The sequence below is a fragment of the Pseudomonas sp. BR20 genome (genome assembly GCF_050780135.1).
Lineage (GTDB): Bacteria > Pseudomonadota > Gammaproteobacteria > Pseudomonadales > Pseudomonadaceae > Aquipseudomonas.
Genome location: NZ_CP172012.1, coordinates 2532710 through 2549973, shown reverse-complemented (window position 1 = coordinate 2549973; position 17264 = coordinate 2532710). Strand labels below are relative to the sequence as shown.

At 62.8% G+C, this 17264-nt stretch carries 14 protein-coding genes; 5 read left to right on the top strand and 9 right to left on the bottom strand.

The annotated features are described in order from the left end of the window. Positions 1–12 precede the first annotated feature (12 nt). From ACHPFG_RS11705 to ACHPFG_RS11690, 4 genes are all read right to left on the bottom strand, one after another. Positions 13–1623 (bottom strand): ABC transporter substrate-binding protein, encoded by a 1611-nt coding sequence (locus tag ACHPFG_RS11705; RefSeq protein WP_431702562.1) that lies wholly within the window; start codon positions 1621–1623, stop codon positions 13–15. 45 nt (positions 1624–1668) lie between these two features. After that, positions 1669–2706 (bottom strand): ABC transporter permease, encoded by a 1038-nt coding sequence (locus ACHPFG_RS11700; protein WP_027603508.1) that lies wholly within the window; start codon positions 2704–2706, stop codon positions 1669–1671. A 20-nt stretch (positions 2707–2726) separates the two neighbouring features. Continuing rightward, positions 2727–4337, bottom strand: coding sequence for an ABC transporter substrate-binding protein (locus ACHPFG_RS11695; RefSeq protein ID WP_145337174.1), 1611 nt, complete (start codon positions 4335–4337; stop codon positions 2727–2729). Positions 4338–4409: 72 nt separating this feature from the next. Next, positions 4410–5564 carry a mandelate racemase family protein gene (locus tag ACHPFG_RS11690; protein ID WP_131698834.1) on the bottom strand — a complete coding sequence of 385 codons (1155 nt, stop codon included), beginning with the start codon at positions 5562–5564 and terminating at the stop codon, positions 4410–4412. Between the two features lie 359 nt (positions 5565–5923). Between ACHPFG_RS11690 and ACHPFG_RS11685 the strand changes: the two genes are divergently transcribed. Together ACHPFG_RS11685 and ACHPFG_RS11680 are read left to right on the top strand one after the other, a co-directional pair. Then, positions 5924–6649, top strand: a complete 726-nt coding sequence (locus tag ACHPFG_RS11685; RefSeq protein WP_115488043.1) for an oligogalacturonate-specific porin KdgM family protein — start codon at positions 5924–5926, stop codon at positions 6647–6649. Positions 6650–6730: 81 nt separating this feature from the next. Next, positions 6731–7564: an NAD-dependent epimerase/dehydratase family protein gene (locus ACHPFG_RS11680; protein WP_184746542.1), complete on the top strand. Its 834-nt coding sequence runs from the start codon at positions 6731–6733 to the stop codon at positions 7562–7564. On the opposite strand, the gene ACHPFG_RS11675 is transcribed toward ACHPFG_RS11680, so the two are convergent. After that, positions 7504–8283 (bottom strand): FadR/GntR family transcriptional regulator, encoded by a 780-nt coding sequence (locus tag ACHPFG_RS11675; protein ID WP_431702557.1) that lies wholly within the window; start codon positions 8281–8283, stop codon positions 7504–7506. The two genes, ACHPFG_RS11680 and ACHPFG_RS11675, sit on opposite strands and share 61 nt — an antisense overlap. A 220-nt stretch (positions 8284–8503) precedes the next feature. On the opposite strand from ACHPFG_RS11675, the gene ACHPFG_RS11670 reads away from it, so the two are divergent. The 3 genes from ACHPFG_RS11670 to ACHPFG_RS11660 all read left to right on the top strand — a co-directional run bounded on the left by ACHPFG_RS11670 (position 8504) and on the right by ACHPFG_RS11660 (position 11581). Beyond that, positions 8504–9367, top strand: coding sequence for a diguanylate cyclase domain-containing protein (locus ACHPFG_RS11670; protein ID WP_431702555.1), 864 nt, complete (start codon positions 8504–8506; stop codon positions 9365–9367). A 172-nt stretch (positions 9368–9539) separates the two neighbouring features. After that, on the top strand, positions 9540–10601 hold the full coding sequence (locus ACHPFG_RS11665) for a Rieske 2Fe-2S domain-containing protein (RefSeq protein ID WP_408013843.1): 1062 nt from the start codon (positions 9540–9542) through the stop codon (positions 10599–10601). Positions 10602–10630: 29 nt separating this feature from the next. After that, positions 10631–11581, top strand: coding sequence for a PDR/VanB family oxidoreductase (locus tag ACHPFG_RS11660; protein WP_431702552.1), 951 nt, complete (start codon positions 10631–10633; stop codon positions 11579–11581). A 6-nt stretch (positions 11582–11587) separates the two neighbouring features. Here the strand turns inward: ACHPFG_RS11660 and ACHPFG_RS11655 are convergent, their stop codons facing one another. From ACHPFG_RS11655 to ACHPFG_RS11640, 4 genes are all read right to left on the bottom strand, one after another. Next, entirely contained in the window at positions 11588–12301 is a 714-nt protein-coding gene (locus ACHPFG_RS11655) for a GntR family transcriptional regulator (protein ID WP_184746516.1), read from the bottom strand. Positions 12302–12368: 67 nt separating this feature from the next. Beyond that, positions 12369–14093: an acyl-CoA dehydrogenase gene (locus tag ACHPFG_RS11650; protein WP_431702550.1), complete on the bottom strand. Its 1725-nt coding sequence runs from the start codon at positions 14091–14093 to the stop codon at positions 12369–12371. A 34-nt stretch (positions 14094–14127) separates the two neighbouring features. After that, positions 14128–15369, bottom strand: a complete 1242-nt coding sequence (locus ACHPFG_RS11645; RefSeq protein ID WP_431702548.1) for a thiolase family protein — start codon at positions 15367–15369, stop codon at positions 14128–14130. Continuing rightward, on the bottom strand, positions 15366–17240 hold the full coding sequence (locus tag ACHPFG_RS11640; RefSeq protein ID WP_145337153.1) for a feruloyl-CoA synthase: 1875 nt from the start codon (positions 17238–17240) through the stop codon (positions 15366–15368). The genes ACHPFG_RS11645 and ACHPFG_RS11640 overlap by 4 nt, the downstream gene beginning before the upstream one ends. Positions 17241–17264 lie beyond the last annotated feature (24 nt).

Below are 17264 nucleotides of genomic sequence, written 5' to 3'. Positions count from 1 at the left end.
CCGCAGCCCCACTCAACGCTGCTTGTAGACACCCAGGTAACGGGTGGCCTCGGCATCGTCACCGCTGAAACCCTTGACGTCGGCAGCGCTGACCACGGTATCGGTCATCTGCGAGATCATCAGGATCGGCCCCACCTGCTGGTCATAGAGCGTCTGCGCCTGGTGATACAGGCTGACCCGCTGTGCCGAATCGCGCGTTACGCCCGCCTGGTCGATCAGGCTGTTGAGCTGCGGATTGAAGAATGAAGCGCGCCAGCCCTGGAAGTTCGGCAAGCCAGCGTCATCGCTGTTGTTGGGGTTGTAGGCGAAGGTGCGCAGGCTGAAATACGGATGCGGATAGCGCTCGGCGCCACGGGCCACGATGATCTCGAAATTGCGCGCACGCATGGCGCCGTAGACCTGGTTGCCGGTGCCGGTGACGATACTGGCCTTGATCCCACCTTCGGCCAGGGTCGCTTGCAGGCGCGCGGCGATGTCGATGAACGGTGGCTCCGACAGCGTGCGAATAGTAGTGTTGAAACCGTCGGGGTAACCCGCCTCGGCGAGCAGCTTTTTCGCCTTGGCCACATCCATGTGATAGCCCGGATCCGGCAAGCGCGCTTCCAGCCCCAACTGCATCGGCTGCTGATTGAGCTTGCCGTAATACGGCATCACTTGTTCATCAAGGCCCTTGTAGTCGATCAGGTTGCGCACGGCTTCACGCACCTGAGTCTTGGCAAACTCGGGTTGCTTCATGCTCATCGCCACGTAGTACATGGTGCCGCGCGGCAATGATTGCACCTGGATCTTGTCCGAGCCGTCGATGGCGCGAATGTCGGGCGCTGCCATGCCGTAGGCCAGGTCGAGGTCGCCGCGTTCAAGCATCAGGCGCAAGGATTGGGATTCGGTCATGTGCCGCACCACCACGCGCTTGAGCTTGGCCGCGCCGCCCCAGTAACCGTCGAATCGGGTCAGCAGCAGCGAATCGTTGGCGCTCCATTTGGTCAGCACGAAGGGGCCACTGCCCGCCTCGTTCGTCACCAGCCAGCCGGCGCCGAGGTCGCCGTTTTTTTCATGCGCCAGGGCCGTCTTGCGGTCCACTACCACGGCGCTCGGCGAGATCGCCAGGGAGTCCACCAGCAGCAGCGGGTCCATGGTCTGCGGCAGGTCGATGACCAAGGTGTGGGTGTCCGTGGCGCGGATCAGCGATTGGATATTCTCGACGCTGTAGCCGTAGGCCTTCCAGGTGGTGGCCAGGCCGAAATTGAGCTTCATCACCCGGTACAGCGACCACGCCACGTCCTCGGCGGTCAGCGGGTGGCCCGAATGGAATTTCACATCCTGACGCAGATGAAAGGTCACCTGCTTGCCGTCTTCGCTGATGTCCCAGCGTTCGGCCAATTGCGGCAGGTGTTTTTCCGGGTTGCCCTGGTCGCGCTTGATCAGCGTGTCGTAGAGGTTGGCGTTGACGCCGGAGGCATCCAGGCCGGGCGCATTGGCCGGGTCGATGGAAAACAGGTTGACCATGCTCATGCCGACGATCAATTGATCGGCGGGGGTCTTGGCGCTGGCCGTTGTCATCGGCCCAAGGGCGAGTATCGCCGTCAACAGGCCAAGGTGCAGTGTTGAAAATACCGTCTTCATACAAAAATCCTTCTTTTTATAGTTTTATCGGTACGGCGCAGTGCGTTAACGGGTACGGGGGTCGAATACCTTGTACAAGGCGTCGCTGATCAGGTTGAGCGCGACGAAAATCAAGCCGATCACCAGCACGCAGCCCATCACCGCGTTCATGTCGCCGAGCATCAGGCTGCTGGTCAGGTACTGACCGAACCCCGGCCAGGCAAACACGGTTTCGATCAGCACCGCGCCCTCCAGCAACGAGCCGTAGGCCAGCGCAACCACCGTCAGCAATTGCACGAGGATGTTGCGAAACGCATGCCCCCACACCACCTGGCGACGGGAAAGGCCCTTGACCCGCGCGGTGATGATGTACTCCTGGGACAGCTGCTCGAGCATGAAGCTGCGGGTCATGCGGCTGATATACGCCACCGAATTCAGGCCCAGGATCAGCGCCGGCAACACGATGTGGCGCAGGGCGCTGGCGAAGGCATCCCAGTCACGTGCCAGGGTCGAGTCGATCAGCAGCAGGCCGGTGACCTCGGGCACCATGCCGTCATAGGCCAGGTCGATGCGCCCCGCTCCACCGGCCCAGCCGAGCCAGGCGTAGAACACCAGCAGCCCCATCATGCCCAGCCAGAAAATCGGTGTGGAGTAGCCGAACAAGGTGATCACCCGCGCCACGTGATCGCCGAGACGACCCTGGTTGCTGGCCGCACAGACGCCCAGCGGCAAGCCGATCAGCACGCCGAACAGGATCGCCAGGGTGGCCAGTTCGATCGTCGCGGGGAATACGCGCAGGATGTCGTCGAGCACCGGGTGGCCGGTCAACAGCGCATTGCCGAAGTCACCGTGGAGCAGGTCGTTGAGGTAAAGACCGAATTGGGTCCAGATCGGCTTGTCCAGGCCCATCGACCGGTACACCTGATCGTAGGTGGAACTGTCGGCATCCGGCCCGACTACCGCCAGCACGGGGTCGAGCGGCATGACCCGGCCGATGATGAACGTCAGGGCCAGCAGGCCGAGCAAGGTCACCAGCACCGTACCGGCACGCCGGGCTGTGTTGGACGCGCGAGCGCCCATGACAGAGGCAGTCATAACAAACATAGTGAGCTCCTGATAATCGGTCAGCGCTTCTTGTAGACGTCTTTGTAGCGCGTGGTCGCGGCGGTATGGCCCTGGAAGTCGGCCACGTCGTCGTACACCACCACGGTGTCGGTCATTTGCGAGACCGGCAAAATGGCCCCGACCTGCTGATCGACCTGCTCCTGGATGTCGCGGTATTGGGCCAGTTGCTTGCCTGTGTCAGGCTCGACTTCCGCGCGCTCAATCAGCTGGTTCAGCTCAGGGCTGTAGAAGGACGTGCGCCAGCCCTGGAAGTTGGTGAGTTTGGCTTCATCGCGGTTATCCGGGTTGTACACCAGCGTGCGCAGGCTGGAGTGCGGATGCCGTTCCGCGCCGCCACCGCCGCGGCCGACGATGATGTCGAAGCTGCGCTCACGCATCGCGCCGTAGATCTGGTTGCCCGTGCCGGTGATGATGCTGGCATCGATACCGGCTTGGGCCAGGGTCGACTGCAGGTTGGAGGCAATGTTGATAAACGGCGGTTCGGCGAGCACGCGGATGGTGGTCTTGAAACCGTTCGGGTAACCGGCCTCGGCCAGCCAGGCCTTGGCCTGCTTGACGTTGAGCGTGTAACCCGGATCCGGCAGGCGCGCGGCCAGGCCCAGCGGCAGCGGCCGTTGGTTGATCACGCCGTAATGGGGCATGACGGTCTGGTTGATGCCCTGGTAATCGATCAGCGCACGCACGGCCTTGCGCACGCGCGCATCGGCAAACATCGGTTGCTTCACACTCAGGGCTACGTAGTACAGCGTGCCGCGCTGCAAGGTCTGGGTGCGGACCTTGTCGCTTTTCTGCAGGGCTTCGATGTCCGGCGCGGACATACCTTTGGCGATGTCCAGGTCGCCGCGTTCGATCATCAGGCGCAGCGACTGCGACTCGGTCATGTTGCGCATGACGATACGTTTGAGCTTGGCCGGACCGCCCCAGTACCCATCGAAACGGGTCATCAGGATCACGTCGTTGGCGCGCCAGTCATTGAGCACAAACGCACCGCTGCCGGCGGCGTGAGTCACCAGCCAGGCGGCGCCCATGTCGTTGTTTTTCTGGTGTTCGAGAACTTTTTTGCGATCGAGGATGAACGCACTCGGCGACGTCGCCAACGTATTGAGCACCAACAGCGGGTCGGTCGGCCGAGGCAGTTCGATCACGAAGGTCGCGGCATCCGTGGCACGCATGTAGCGCTCGACGTTCTCGGCGGTAAAGCCGTAGGCCTTCCAGGTGGAAGCCAGCGCCAGGTTGAGCTTGAGCACACGCTGCAACGACCAGGCAACGTCTTCGGCACTCAGGTCATTGCCGGACTGGAATTTCACGCCGGTGCGCAGGTTGAACGTCAGGGTCTTGCGGTCATCACTGACCTGCCAGCGCTCGGCCAGCGCCGGTACCAGGCGATCCGGCTGGGCGACGTCCTGCACCAGCAACATGTCATAGAGGTTGGCGTTGATCTCCGACACGTCCAGGCCGGTGGCCGCCGCCGGGTCGAGGGACAGCAGGTTGATCATGCTCATGCCGACGATCAGCTGATCGGCCGGTGTCTTGGCAAAGCTTGCAGGTACGGCGGTAACGGCCAGGGCGGCGACGAATACCCGCGCCCACAGCGAGGGGAAAATGTTCATAACAAGAGTGCCTTTTTTATATTTATAGGGCTCTTGATCAGCCCGACTTATGCCGGACTGACCGTGTACACGTCAGAAGCTTTTAAGCGTATTGGTCTCGATGAAGTTGAAATCGATATCTTCACCCAGGCCCGGCAAGTCGGACAGGTGCACAAAACCGTCGCTGTCCATCGGGTCTACCAGACGCTTGAGGTAGGCCGGTACTTCGTCGTAATCCAGGTACGGGTGCAACAGGCCACGCTCATACCAGGTGCAGTTCTTGATCGCGCCGACGACAGCCAGGTTGGCGGCGCCGTTGCCATGAATCTCGCAATCCATGCCGAAGGATTCAGCCAGGTGCGCAACCTTCAGGCACGGCGCGATGCCGCCGACACCCGCCACACCGGCGCGCAAGATATCGCACACATCGTGCTTGACCCAACTGGCGCGGCTCAGGTGTTTGCCCGACAGGGTTTCCGGGCCCAGCACCGGAATGTCCAACTGCCCCGCCAGCCAGGCATAGGACTCGGCGGACTCTTCCATCATCGGTTCTTCGAACCAGGCGAAGTCGAGCTTCTCCAGCTCACGCCCGATGTACAGCGCTTCGGTGCGGCTGTACCAGTGATAACCATCGAGCATCAGGGCGATGTCCGGGCCGACTGCTTCGCGTACCGCAGCACAAGCCTGCACGTCGATGCGCGGGCTCGGGGCGAAGGACACCGGCGGCATCCAGGTGTGCAGCTTGATGGCCTTGTAGCCGCGCTGCACCAGGGTCTCGGCAAAACGCCCGTAGTCTTCCGGGGTCGCCAGGCCACCGGGCAGTTCGTCGCCACACATGGTGGAACCGTAGGCCGGCACCTTGTCGCGGAAACCACCAATCAACTTATGCACCGGCACACCCAGTTTGCGCCCAGCCCAATCCCAGAGGGCCTGCTCCACCAGCGCCAAGGCGCGGTCGGTCAACTGGCTGGCACTGCCACGCTGCCAATGCGCGAGGTCATGCCAGATTTTTTCGCGATCGAAGGCGTTCTGCCCCACCAGCACTTTGCGCACGAAACCATCGAGCACATACGGGCGGATCAGTTCAGGGGCGCCGAAGGCATAACCCTCGTGACCGTCTTCGGTCTGGATGCGCAGCAAAGCCATCTGCGCCTGGGTGACATCACCCGGGTGCGCATGGCCGGCGCTGTCCACTGCGCGGCGGGTCGGGTAGGAAAATACCTGGACGTTGACTGCTGTGATTCTCATGGACGTCGTAAGCCTTCTTATTGGATTTGTGACGGGAGTGTCGTCTGTTGCGACCGATCATAGGTCATCGTACAACGCTTGAAAAGACCCAATAACCCGCCTCTCACCTGCGTACATTTTCAGTAAATCCCGACAAAACCCTTATTTTTAAAGACAACCAAGGAATAACCAGGATTGCTGTAAAGCCCTATTCACTGGGCACATATGTTTCAACATGTTTCAAAACCACCGATAACCCGTAGACGAGTCATCTTGTCGTACGATAACGTATATCGGCACATTAGATGAGATCCATACGCAACAACGCACTGCCGTAGCAACCGTCAAACGACCCTAACAAAAACAAAAAAGAAGACCGTATGAACACCACCCTACGCACCCTCGTTACTGCCCTGACCCTAGGCCTGCCGCTGTATGTCAGCGCTGACTCTGCCAGCATCAACTACCGCCACCAGTTCACCGAGGAGGACAGCGCCCACGCTGACCGAATCAAGCTCAACTACCGCCTGGACAGTGGCCTGGGATTTGAAGCGGAAATGAAATACCGCACCGCCGGAGACCGTGAAGACGTCGCCTACGACAACATGGTCAACAACGGGCACGAGTTCACCGTGAGCTACAACTACAAACTCAGCGCGCAATCGACGTTGACCCCGGCGTTCCAGATGGACAGCTCGAAAGACTCGACCACCTACAAGTTCGGCCTCAAGTACAACTACAAGATCAACGACGCCTTCTACGCCGCCACGCGCTATCGCCTGGACGCCAAGAAGCTGGACCGCGATCAGGTCGACGAGGACTTGCCCGACCACATCAAGGATGACCAGACCACCCATCGTTTCGAGGGCTGGCTCGGCTACACGCCGGCCAGTAAGTGGGCGTACGAATATCAGTTCATCTACTTCAAGACTGACTACATCCGCTACGACAACAAGAAGAGCGATTACGAACAGAACCTGATCGTCAAATACAAGCTCAACAAGGAATGGGCCCCGTTCATGGAGATTGGTGATGTGAAGGTCAACGCCACGTCCGAAGACCGCCAGGCGCGGTGGCGCCTGGGCATCCAGTACAACTTCATGTAAAGCCCCCACGACTTGCCTGGCGAGTGCGCATCGCTCGACAGGCAAGCCACCTGCATTCAGCGTTCAATGGAAGACCTGACCATGACCACACAACCCAAACCCTTCACGCGCATCTTGCTCACCGGCGCCGCCGGCGGCCTGGGGCAAATCCTGCGGAACACCTTGCAGGCCCACGCCGGCATCGTCCGCGCCTCGGACATCAGCCCCATGGCGCCCAGCCGTGGTGAGCACGACGAAGTGATCACCTGCAACCTGGCCGACAAGGCCGCCGTTGCAGCGTTGGTCAACGGCGTCGACGCCATCGTTCACCTGGGCGGGATTTCCGTGGAGCGGCCGTTCGAGGAGATTCTCGACGCCAATATTCGCGGCACATTCCACATTTACGAGGCGGCGCGACAACAGGGGGTCAAGCGGATTGTGTTTGCCAGTTCCAACCACGTCACCGGCTTCTATCCCCAAGACGTTGAACTGGACGTGCACTCACCGCGCCGTCCGGATGGCTACTACGCCCTCTCCAAGGCCTACGGCGAAGACCTGGCGGCGTTCTACTTTCACCGCTACGGGATTGAAACCGTGAGTTTGCGCATCGGCTCGTCGTTCCCCGAGCCGCGCAACCGGCGGATGCTTTCGACATGGCTGAGCTACACCGACCTGGACCATCTGGTGGCGCGCGCCCTGCTGGCCAAGGATGTGGGACACAGTGTGGTGTATGGCGTCTCGGCCAATCGCGATCGCTGGTGGAGCACTCGGCACACCGAGCACCTGGGCTTTGCACCCAAGGACAGTTCGGAAGCGTTTCGCGCCAAGGTCGAGCAACAACCGCCAGCGCCGGCTGATGAACCAGGCAGCCGGCTTCAGGGCGGCGCATTCACCGCGGCCGGGCCGTTCGATAACTCGGCGGCGGCGGCTTCATAGGCCCGGCGCATACGCTCGCGACTGTTGGACAGGTGCAGGCGCATCGCCGCCCGAGCCGCATCGGCGTCACGGCGCAGGATGGCTTTGTAGATGTCCTCATGCTCACGACTCAAGCGCTCCAGGAAGGGCTCCTTGTTGTCGTTGGCCAAGCGTTTTGAGTGCAGGCGTGTGCGCGGCAGGATGTTGACCCCCAGGTGCAACATGATGTCGGTGAAGTAGCGATTGCCCGTGGCCAACGCGATCTGCTGGTGAAACTGAAAGTCTGCCGACACTGCATAGTCGGCACTCACCGCCCGCGAGTTCAGCGCATCCAGCGAGTCGCGCATCACCCGCAACTGCTCGTCGGTGCGCCCCAGGCACGCCAGGCCGGCGGCCTCCACCTCCAGGCTGATGCGCAACTCCAGCACGGCCAGCACATCCTGCAAGGTCACGATGCTGTCCGGATCGATGCGAAACCCGCTGGGGCTGGGGATATCCTTCACAAAGGTGCCGACGCCGTGCCGGGTTTCCACCAGGCCTGCGGCTTGCAGGCGCGAAATGGCCTCGCGCACCACCGTGCGGCTCACGCCATGTTCGGCCATCACTTCGGATTCGGTGGGCAGCTTGGTGGCACGCGGCAGCTCACCGGAACAGATGCGCCGGGAAAGCTCGGTGACCAGTTCTTCAGCCAGGCTGCGGTGCCGGCGGCGAACGGTGGGCTGGACGTTCGGGTTGTCCATCAAGAACGGGTATCTCGGTTAGCGGAGGAACGCGCATCATAGCGCATTCAGTTGTACGACGACTTTTCCTGTGGCTCGCGGCGCCTCCCCATACGCGAAAAGCCTCTGCCAGGCCGCTTTCGGCAGCTGCCGAGCGGGCTAAAAACTTGCAGGATTACCCGACGCCCCTGTTCATGATCGGGCTATGATCGGCCAATATGAACCGGACGCTCGATGCCCCATGCCCGTTGACCTGCAAGCGCTGTACCCCAAACTGATCCACTTGATGCTGGATACGGTGTTTGTCATCGACGGTGACAGCCAGATTGTCTTCGTGAGCGATGCCTGTGAGGCACTGCTCGGCTACCGTGCCGACGAACTGGTTGGCACCCTGATCACCCACTACATGCACCCTGAAGACCTGGCGCGCACCCGGGCCTCGATTGTGCGGGTCATGAATGGCCAATCCCATGTCGACTTCCGCAACCGCTATCTACGCAAGGATGGCAGTGTCGTGCACATCCTGTGGGCGGCCTTCTGGTCCCAAGAAGTGCGCGCGCGAATCGGGGTCGCACGGGATGTGACCGCGCTCACCCAGGCCGAGGAAGAACTGCGCTTCCTTGCCCATCATGATCCGCTGACCGCCCTGACCAACCGGTCACTGTTCAATGATCGGCTGGACCAGGCCCTGCACAGTGCGCAATCCCACAACCGCAACTTGGCGTTACTGTTTCTGGACGTCAATGACTTCAAGGGCATCAACGATGTGCATGGCCATGCCATGGGCGATCGCGTGCTGTGTGTGATTGCACGGCGGTTGGAACGCTGCGTACGCGACAGCGATCTGGTAGCGCGGATGGGCGGTGATGAGTTCACGGTGCTGCTGACGGACATCCCGTCGCGGGAAGCTGCTTCTGCCAGGGTGGGGCACATACTCGCGGTCATGGCCGAGCCACTGCGCGCCGAGTTTGGTGGGGTAAAGATGCCGTCCTGCAGTATCGGCTTGGCGGTTTATCCGGCTGACGGGGAGGATGCCGATACCCTGCTCCGCCATGCGGACGGTGATATGTACCGGATAAAAAAGCACCGATTTGCGGCTGAGTGACAAGGGGCGGCGCGACGATTCGACTTGCTCATCAGCCACCCTCATTGGATCCATAAAAAATGATCTGTTCGATAATCGCCCAATAAACGCCAATACCAAGCTTGACCACCCTCTTCCTCTTCGGCTTAATGGATCCATTAAATAAGAATAATCCATTGCCTGGAGAGTCGTCATGTATCCCAAGAACACGTGGTATGTCGCCTGCACCCCCGATGAAATCGCGCACAAGCCCCTGGGTCGACAGATCTGTGGCGAAAAGATGGTGTTTTATCGTGGCCAGGAAGGCGCCGTGGTGGCGGTCGAGGACTTCTGCCCCCATCGCGGTGCGCCACTCTCGCTGGGTTATGTCGAGAACGGCAACTTGGTCTGCGGCTACCACGGACTGGTCATGGGCGGCGATGGCAAGACCGTGGAAATGCCCGGCCAGCGGGTACGCGGTTTTCCGTGCAACAAGACCTTTGCCGCGGTTGAACGCTACGGCTTCATCTGGGTGTGGCCCGGCGATCAGGCCCAGGCCGACCCGGCGCTGATCCACCACCTGGAATGGGCCGTGAGTGACCAGTGGGCCTATGGTGGCGGGCTGTTTGATATCCAGTGCGACTACCGCCTGATGATCGACAACCTGATGGACCTGACCCACGAAACCTACGTGCACGCCTCCAGTATCGGCCAGAAGGAAATCGACGAAGCGCCGCCCGTGACCACGGTGGACGGCGATGAAGTCGTCACTGCCCGGCACATGGAAAACATCATGGCCCCGCCGTTCTGGCGCATGGCCCTGCGCGGTAATAACCTCGCCGATGACGTGCCGGTAGACCGCTGGCAGATCTGCCGCTTCACCCCGCCCAGCCATGTATTGATCGAAGTCGGCGTGGCCCACGCCGGCAAGGGTGGCTATAACGCCGCCCCCGAACACAAGGCCTCAAGCATCGTGGTCGACTTCATCACCCCGCAAACCGAGACCTCGATCTGGTACTTCTGGGGCATGGCGCGCAACTTCAACCCCCACGATGAGGCACTGACCGCAAGCATTCGCGAGGGCCAGGGCAAGATTTTCAGCGAAGACCTGGAAATGCTCGAACGCCAGCAACAGAACCTGCTGGCCCATCCGCAGCGCAACCTGCTCAAGTTGAATATCGACGCGGGTGGCGTGCAGTCACGCAAGATCCTGGAGCGACTGATTGCCAAGGAACGCGCCCTCGAACCGCAACTGATCGCCACCACCACCGCCTGAACAGCGCGACAACTTTGCGAGGACTGAACATGATCGATGTGGTGGTGGTATCCCGTCATAACGAAGCCCAGGACATTTGCAGCTATGAACTGGCCAGTGTCGATGGCCAGCCGCTGCCGGCCTTCAGTGCCGGTGCGCACATTGACGTGCACCTGCCCGATGGGGTGATCCGGCAATATTCCCTGTGCAATCACCCCGAAGAACGTCATCGCTACCTGATCGGCGTGCTCAAGGACCCGGCCTCCCGGGGTGGTTCGCGCAGCTTGCACGAGCAGGTTCACGAGGGCACGCGCCTGACGATCAGCGAACCGCGCAACCTGTTTCCCCTGGCCCACGACGCGCGCCGCAGCCTGCTGTTTGCCGGTGGCATCGGCATCACCCCGATCCTGTGCATGGCCGAACGCCTGGCCCACGCAGGGGCCGACTTCGAACTGCATTACTGCGCCCGTGCCAGCGAGCGTGCGGCATTTGTGCAACGGCTTAAGGCGTCGCCGTTTGCCGAGCGGGTGTTCCTGCATTTCGATGAGCAGCCGCACACAGCCTTGAATGCTGCCGAGGTACTGGCGGCGCCCGCAGACGACGTGCACCTGTATGTCTGCGGCCCTGGAGGGTTCATGCAGCATGTGCTCGACAGCGCACGCGCACAGGGCTGGCAGGAAGACTGCCTGCACCGCGAATACTTCAGCGCGGCACCGGTGGACAGCAGCCTCGACGGCGGCTTTTCGGTGAAGCTCGGCAGCAGCGGCCAGGTCTTCGAAATCCCCGCCGACAAGACCGTGGTCCAGGTCCTGGAAAGCCATGGCATCGAGATTGCCGTGTCCTGCGAACAGGGGATTTGCGGCACCTGCCTGACCCGTGTGCTGGAGGGCATACCGGAGCACCGCGACCTGTTCCTCACCGAGCAGGAACAGGCGCTGAATGATCAGTTCACGCCCTGCTGCTCACGCTCGAAGACCCCGTTGCTGGTGCTCGATATCTGAAGCGTGTCACGACGCGGGCAAAATCACCTTCATGCGCGCGGCGGCGGTGGCCGAGCTGAAGATCTCGGCATAGCGCAAGGTCGCATTGGCGTGCTCACGCATGATGGCTTCGGCCCGCGCGCCCTGGCGATTGACCAGGGCGTCGAAGACCGAGTGATGCTGCATGTGGGCATAGTTGAAGCGTCGGTACTCGCGGGCCATGTCCTCGCGATCCACCGCCAGCGCGGTCACCGAGGCGAACGGCAAGTGATCATTGCGGGCCAGGGCGTCGGCGATTGCCGGGTTGTGGCTGCCTTCGACGATGACCTGGTGAAAGCGCATGTTCAGGTCGTGATAGACCTCAAGGTCATCCTCGGTCACGTAGCCCTTTTCGAACAGTTGATCGCCTTCCACCAGGCAGCGCTCCAGCGCCGCACGTGCCGTATCGGATAAACCAAGCTCGGCGGTCTGACGCGCTGCCAGGCCCTCAAGCACACCGCGCACTTCGACGGCGCCGGCAATGTCGCTGGGGCTGACCGAACGCACCTGATAACCGCGCCCGCCAAACGGCACCAGCAGTCCTTCCTGTTCGAGGGTGCGAAAGGCCATGCGCACGGGCATGCGCGACACGCCGAACAGCTGCGCCGTGGGAATCTCCATCAGCCGCTCGCCCGCCGCCAACTCCCCGCTGGCAATCATCTTGCGCAGTGCAACCAGCACCAATTGACCGGGTTTACTCATCCAGGCAACTTCCAGAAAACGTGAGCCGCCATGGTACCGCAAGTAGTACCGCAACAACCTGGCCGCGTCAGATGAACGCCAGCGCTGCCCGTGCCCCGTCTATGGCGCCCAGGTGCTGCGCCAGCCGCGACGGCAGGTAATCGAAAAAGAACCCGGCGCTTTGCAGCTTGGCGGCACGCAGCGGATCGTCTTCGCGCAATGCCCTGGAGACGCGCGCGGCCCGCGCCCAGGCAAAGGCCAGCAACGCGACGCCACAGAGTTGGAGAAAGTCCGGCGCTGCCCGATAGGGATATTCACTGTCTTCATGCGCGCGTTCACGTATGGCGCTCACCACACGGGCCAACGTGTCGCACAGGCTGCCCAACGCGCCGGAGAAGCCTGCGCATTCGACAGACTGTCCGCCCTGCCCGGCCTCAGCGCGCAACTCGGCCAGCAGCAGGCTAAAGGCTCGGCCCTCATCCCCCAGCACCTTGCGCAGCAACAGGTCATTGGCCTGGATCTCGTTACTGCCCTCGTAGATCATCGCAATGCGGCTGTCGCGCAGGGTTTGCTCGATGGCGAACTCGGTGACGTAGCCGTAACCGCCGAACACCTGCAGCGCATGGCTGGCCTGGCGAAAGCCCTGTTCGGTGAAAAACGCCTTGATGATGGGCGTCAGCAACGGCGCCAATTGGGCGGCCGACGAGTCCTGGTCATGCTCAGCCTGATCAAGCAGGTGCGCCGCCCAATAGCCGATGGCGCGCATGCCCTCGCTGGTGGTGCGCAACTCCAGCAACACGCGGCGCATGGCCGGGTGATAACGGATCGGGTCAGCCGCCTGGGCCACCACTTCTTCAGGCCTTGACGGCGCACGCATCTGCAAGCGCTCGGCGGCGTACTGGCGGGCGTTCTGCCAAGCCGCCTCGACATGCCCCAGGCCTTGCAGGCCGACATGCAGGCGCGCCGAATTCATCATCACGAACATCGCCGCCAGGCCGCGATTGGCCTCGCCGATCAGCCAGCCCTGGGCGGCGTCGAACACCAGGGAACAGGTGGCGCTGCCCTTGATGCCCATCTTGTGTTCGATTCCGTCGCAGTGCACGCCATTGGCCTGGCCATCGTCCAGGTGCTTGGGCACCAGGAACAGTGAAATGCCACGGCTGCCCGGCGGCGCATCGGGCAGGCGCGCCAGCACCAGGTGCAGGATATTGGCCGTGAGGTCGTGCTCGCCGCCGGAGATAAACAGCTTGCTGCCGCTGAGGCGATAACTGCCATCCGCCTGGGGCTGCGCGCGACAGCGCAGCAAGCCGACATCGCTGCCGGCCTGGGACTCGGTGAGGCACATGGTGGGCAAGGCCTGGCCACTGACAATGTCGGGCAGGTAGCGCGCCTGCAACCACGGAGCGGCGTGGGTCTTGAGGCACAGGTAGGCGCCGTGGGCGATCCCGGTGTACATGGCCCAGGCGTGGTTGCTGGCGTAGAGCATCTCTTGCAGGGCCGCATCGAGCAGTTGCGGCAAGCCCTGCCCGCCCACTGCCTCGGCGCACGCCAGCCCTGGCCAGCCACCGTCCACATAGGCCTGGTAAGCCTCGACAAAACCATCCGGAGTGCTGACCTGCCCCGCCTGCCAACGGCAGCCCTGACGATCACCGTGACGGTTCAGCGGCGCCAGCACGCCCTGACTAAAGCGTGCGGCCTCCTCCAGCACCTGCATTGCCAGGGGCAGGTCCAAGGCCTGCCATGCAGTGGGCGCCTGCAGCCAATGCTCCAGGACAAATTGCATATCGCGCAGGGGCGCCTCATAGCTCCACATCGGGACACCTCATCATCGAATAAAACGTGTGTGTTCAAGCGCGCCAGTCAGGGTTCTCGATCAGCAACGCCATGCCCTGCCCGCCGCCCACACACGCTGCGGCAATCCCGTAGCGCAGGTTGTGCTGGCGCAGTTGTCGGGCCAGGGTCATCACCAGCCGCAGGCCGGTGGCGGCCAGGGGATGCCCCAGGGCAAGCGAGCCGCCCTGGACGTTGAGGCGGGTGCTGTCCAGCTCCAGTTCATGGGCCACCGCCAGTACCTGGGCGGCCTGGGCTTCGTTGATTTCGAAGCGGCCGATGTCGCCCAGGTTCAACCCGCTGCGTTGCAGCAGCAGGCGGATCGCCGGTGCCGGGCCGATGCCCATGAACTCGGGGGCCACACCGACCACCGCGCTGGCCAGCAGCCGCGCCAGGGCCGGACGCGTGCAGGCCGAGGCACGCCCCACCAAAGCCGCCGCCGCACCATCGACCACCGCGCAACTGTTGCCGGCGGTTTGCACGCCGCCTGGATGCACGGCGCGCAAGCGCGTCAAGGCTTCAAGGTCGGTGGGACGTGGGTGGCTGTCGGCGCTGACGGCACTCGCCCGACGCGCCAGGCTGATGCCCCTGGGCTGATACCCCTCAAGCTCGAACACCTGGTTATCGACCGTGACGATTTCTTCCGCCCACGCGCCGTCACGTTGCGCCTGCAAGGCGCGCTGATGGCTGTCGCAGGCGTGGCGGTCCACGGCCTTGCGGCTCAGGCCATAACGGCGCGCCAGGTTGTCGGCGGTGGCGATCATGTCCAGGCCCGGGGCCGGGTCGTACAGGGCCTCCCAGAGAAAATCCTTGAATTGCACCTCGCCGCCGAGGCGAAACCCATCCCGATGGGTGTAGGCCGCAATCGGGTTGCGCGACATGGACTCGCTGGCCACGCACAGGGCCAGTTGCACCTCGTCGCGCACCTGTTCAGCGGCCTGGCGCAGCAGCTCGAAACCGGTGGCGCAGATGCGCTGCACCCCCAGTGCCGGGACCGCTTGCGCCACCCCGCTGTACAAGCCGATATGCCGTGGCAGCAAGTAGGCATCGAAGCTGGCCTGGGCCATGGAACCGGCCAATACGCTGTCCACCGCCTGGGGGTCGATGCCGGCACGGGCCAATACTTCCCGGCCGACCTTGATGCCCAGGTCGATGGGCGACACCTGGGACAGTGCGCCCCCGAGGTCGACCCAAGGCGTGCGCACCGCCTCGAAAATCGCCGCATCGGCAAACGCCGAGTACTGCCCGGCGCTGCTCAAGGCTTGGGCCCGGCGCGCAGGATCGTGGCCTCTTCACCGCGATACAACGCCTCGACCTTGGCCGCGCGCCATTGCAGCACGGCACGCTGGTTGATCGAGCCTTTGTCGGTGATTTCCCCACGGTCGATGGACGCCGGCTCGTCGAGCAGGGCAATCCATTCCAGGCGACTGGCATTGCCGGTGGCCTCGCGGTTGAGGCGCTGCAACCAGTCGCCGAACCACTGGCGTACCGGCGCGCTGGCCAACACCTCGGCGTCGCTGGCGTCGGCGCTCAAGCCGGCCAGCCGCCGGCACTCGTAGAGCCGGGGGAACACCAGTGCTCCCAGGCATTCGCGGTCCGGCGCGGCAATCACCAGGTCCTGCACATAGGGCGCGCCGTCGAGCACGGCGCGATTGCGTAACGGGCCGACACTTACAAACACCCCGGAAGACAACTTGAAATCCTCGGCAATCCGCCCGTCGAACATCAGCCCCAATTGCGGCTGGTGCGGGTCGGCGAGCTTGATCGCGTCACCGGAACAGTAGAAACCCTGTTCGTCGAACACCTCGGCGGTTTGCTCGGGCGCCCGCCAGTACCCCGGCATGATGTGCGGACCGCGAAAGCGCCCTTCGAACTTGCCGTCCAACGGCACCAGGCGCACCTCGCAGCCCGGCGCAGGCAATCCGATATAGCCGGCCATGGACAACGGCCCGGTGGTGAACGTGCAGGACGGCGCGGCTTCGGTCATGCCCAGCCCGGCCATCATGCGGATACGTTCACCGCAGTGCTGTTCGGCCACGCGGTCGAGGCGATCCCAGACACTTTGCGACAGGCCGGCGGCGGCGAAGAAGAACAGTTTCATGCGCGCAAAAAACCGTTCGCGCAACTCGGCGTCCTGTTCCAGGGCGTTGACCAATTCTTCCCAGCCCTTGGGCACCGTCAAATAAGCCGTGGGCGAAACCTCCTTGAGGTTGCGCAGGGTCTCGGCAAAGCCTTGAACCGTGGGCTTGCCGTCGTCGAGGTAAAAGGTGCCGCCGTTGTAGAGCACGATGCCGACGTTATGGCTACCGCCGAAGGTGTGGTTCCACGGCAGCCAGTCCACCAGTACCGGCGGTTCCTCACCGAACACCGGGAATGTCTGCAACAGCATTTGCTGGTTGGCACAGAGCATGCGCTGCGTAGTGATCACCGCCTTGGGCAACTTGGTCGAGCCCGAGGTGAATAGAAACTTGGCGATGCTGTCGGGGCCGGTGGCCTGGAATGCCGCGTCGGCCTCGGCGCCGCCCGGCGTTTGCAGCAGGCTGGCGAAGCTGACCTGAGTGCGCCCAGGCACGTGGCCGCGCACGCTGATCAGCGGAGTCTCGGCCGGCAAGACAGCATCGATGGCGCGCTGGTAAGCGGCCGCATCGCTGACGAACACCAGCCCCGGTTGCAGCAGGTCGCACACATGCCGCAGCTTGGCGAAATCCTGGGACAACAACGAATACGCCGGCGATACCGGGCAATAAGGAATACCGGCGTACATCGCGCCGAGGGCGACCTGCAAATGCTCGATGTCGTTGCCCGACAGCAAGGCCAGCGGCTTGTGCGCCGAGAGCCCATAACTCAACAGGCCCTGGGCAATCGCACGCACGCTGTCGAGCATCTCGCGGTAGCTGACCCGGCGCCAATCACCACCGGCCTGGCGTGCCGCGATAAACGTCTGCTCGGGCCGCACCTGGGCCCAATGCACAAGGCGATCAAGCAAGCGCGTCGGCAACTCGGCCAGGGGCTCCAGGGAGCGCATATGCAGCACGCCGTGTTCTTCAGTGACCGCCACCGGTGCGTGGCCGATGGAGACCTCGCGGTATCGCGGTGCGGGCTGGGGTTGCGGTCTGAATTCGGAACTCACAAGGGTGTCCTCCAGCAAGACGGT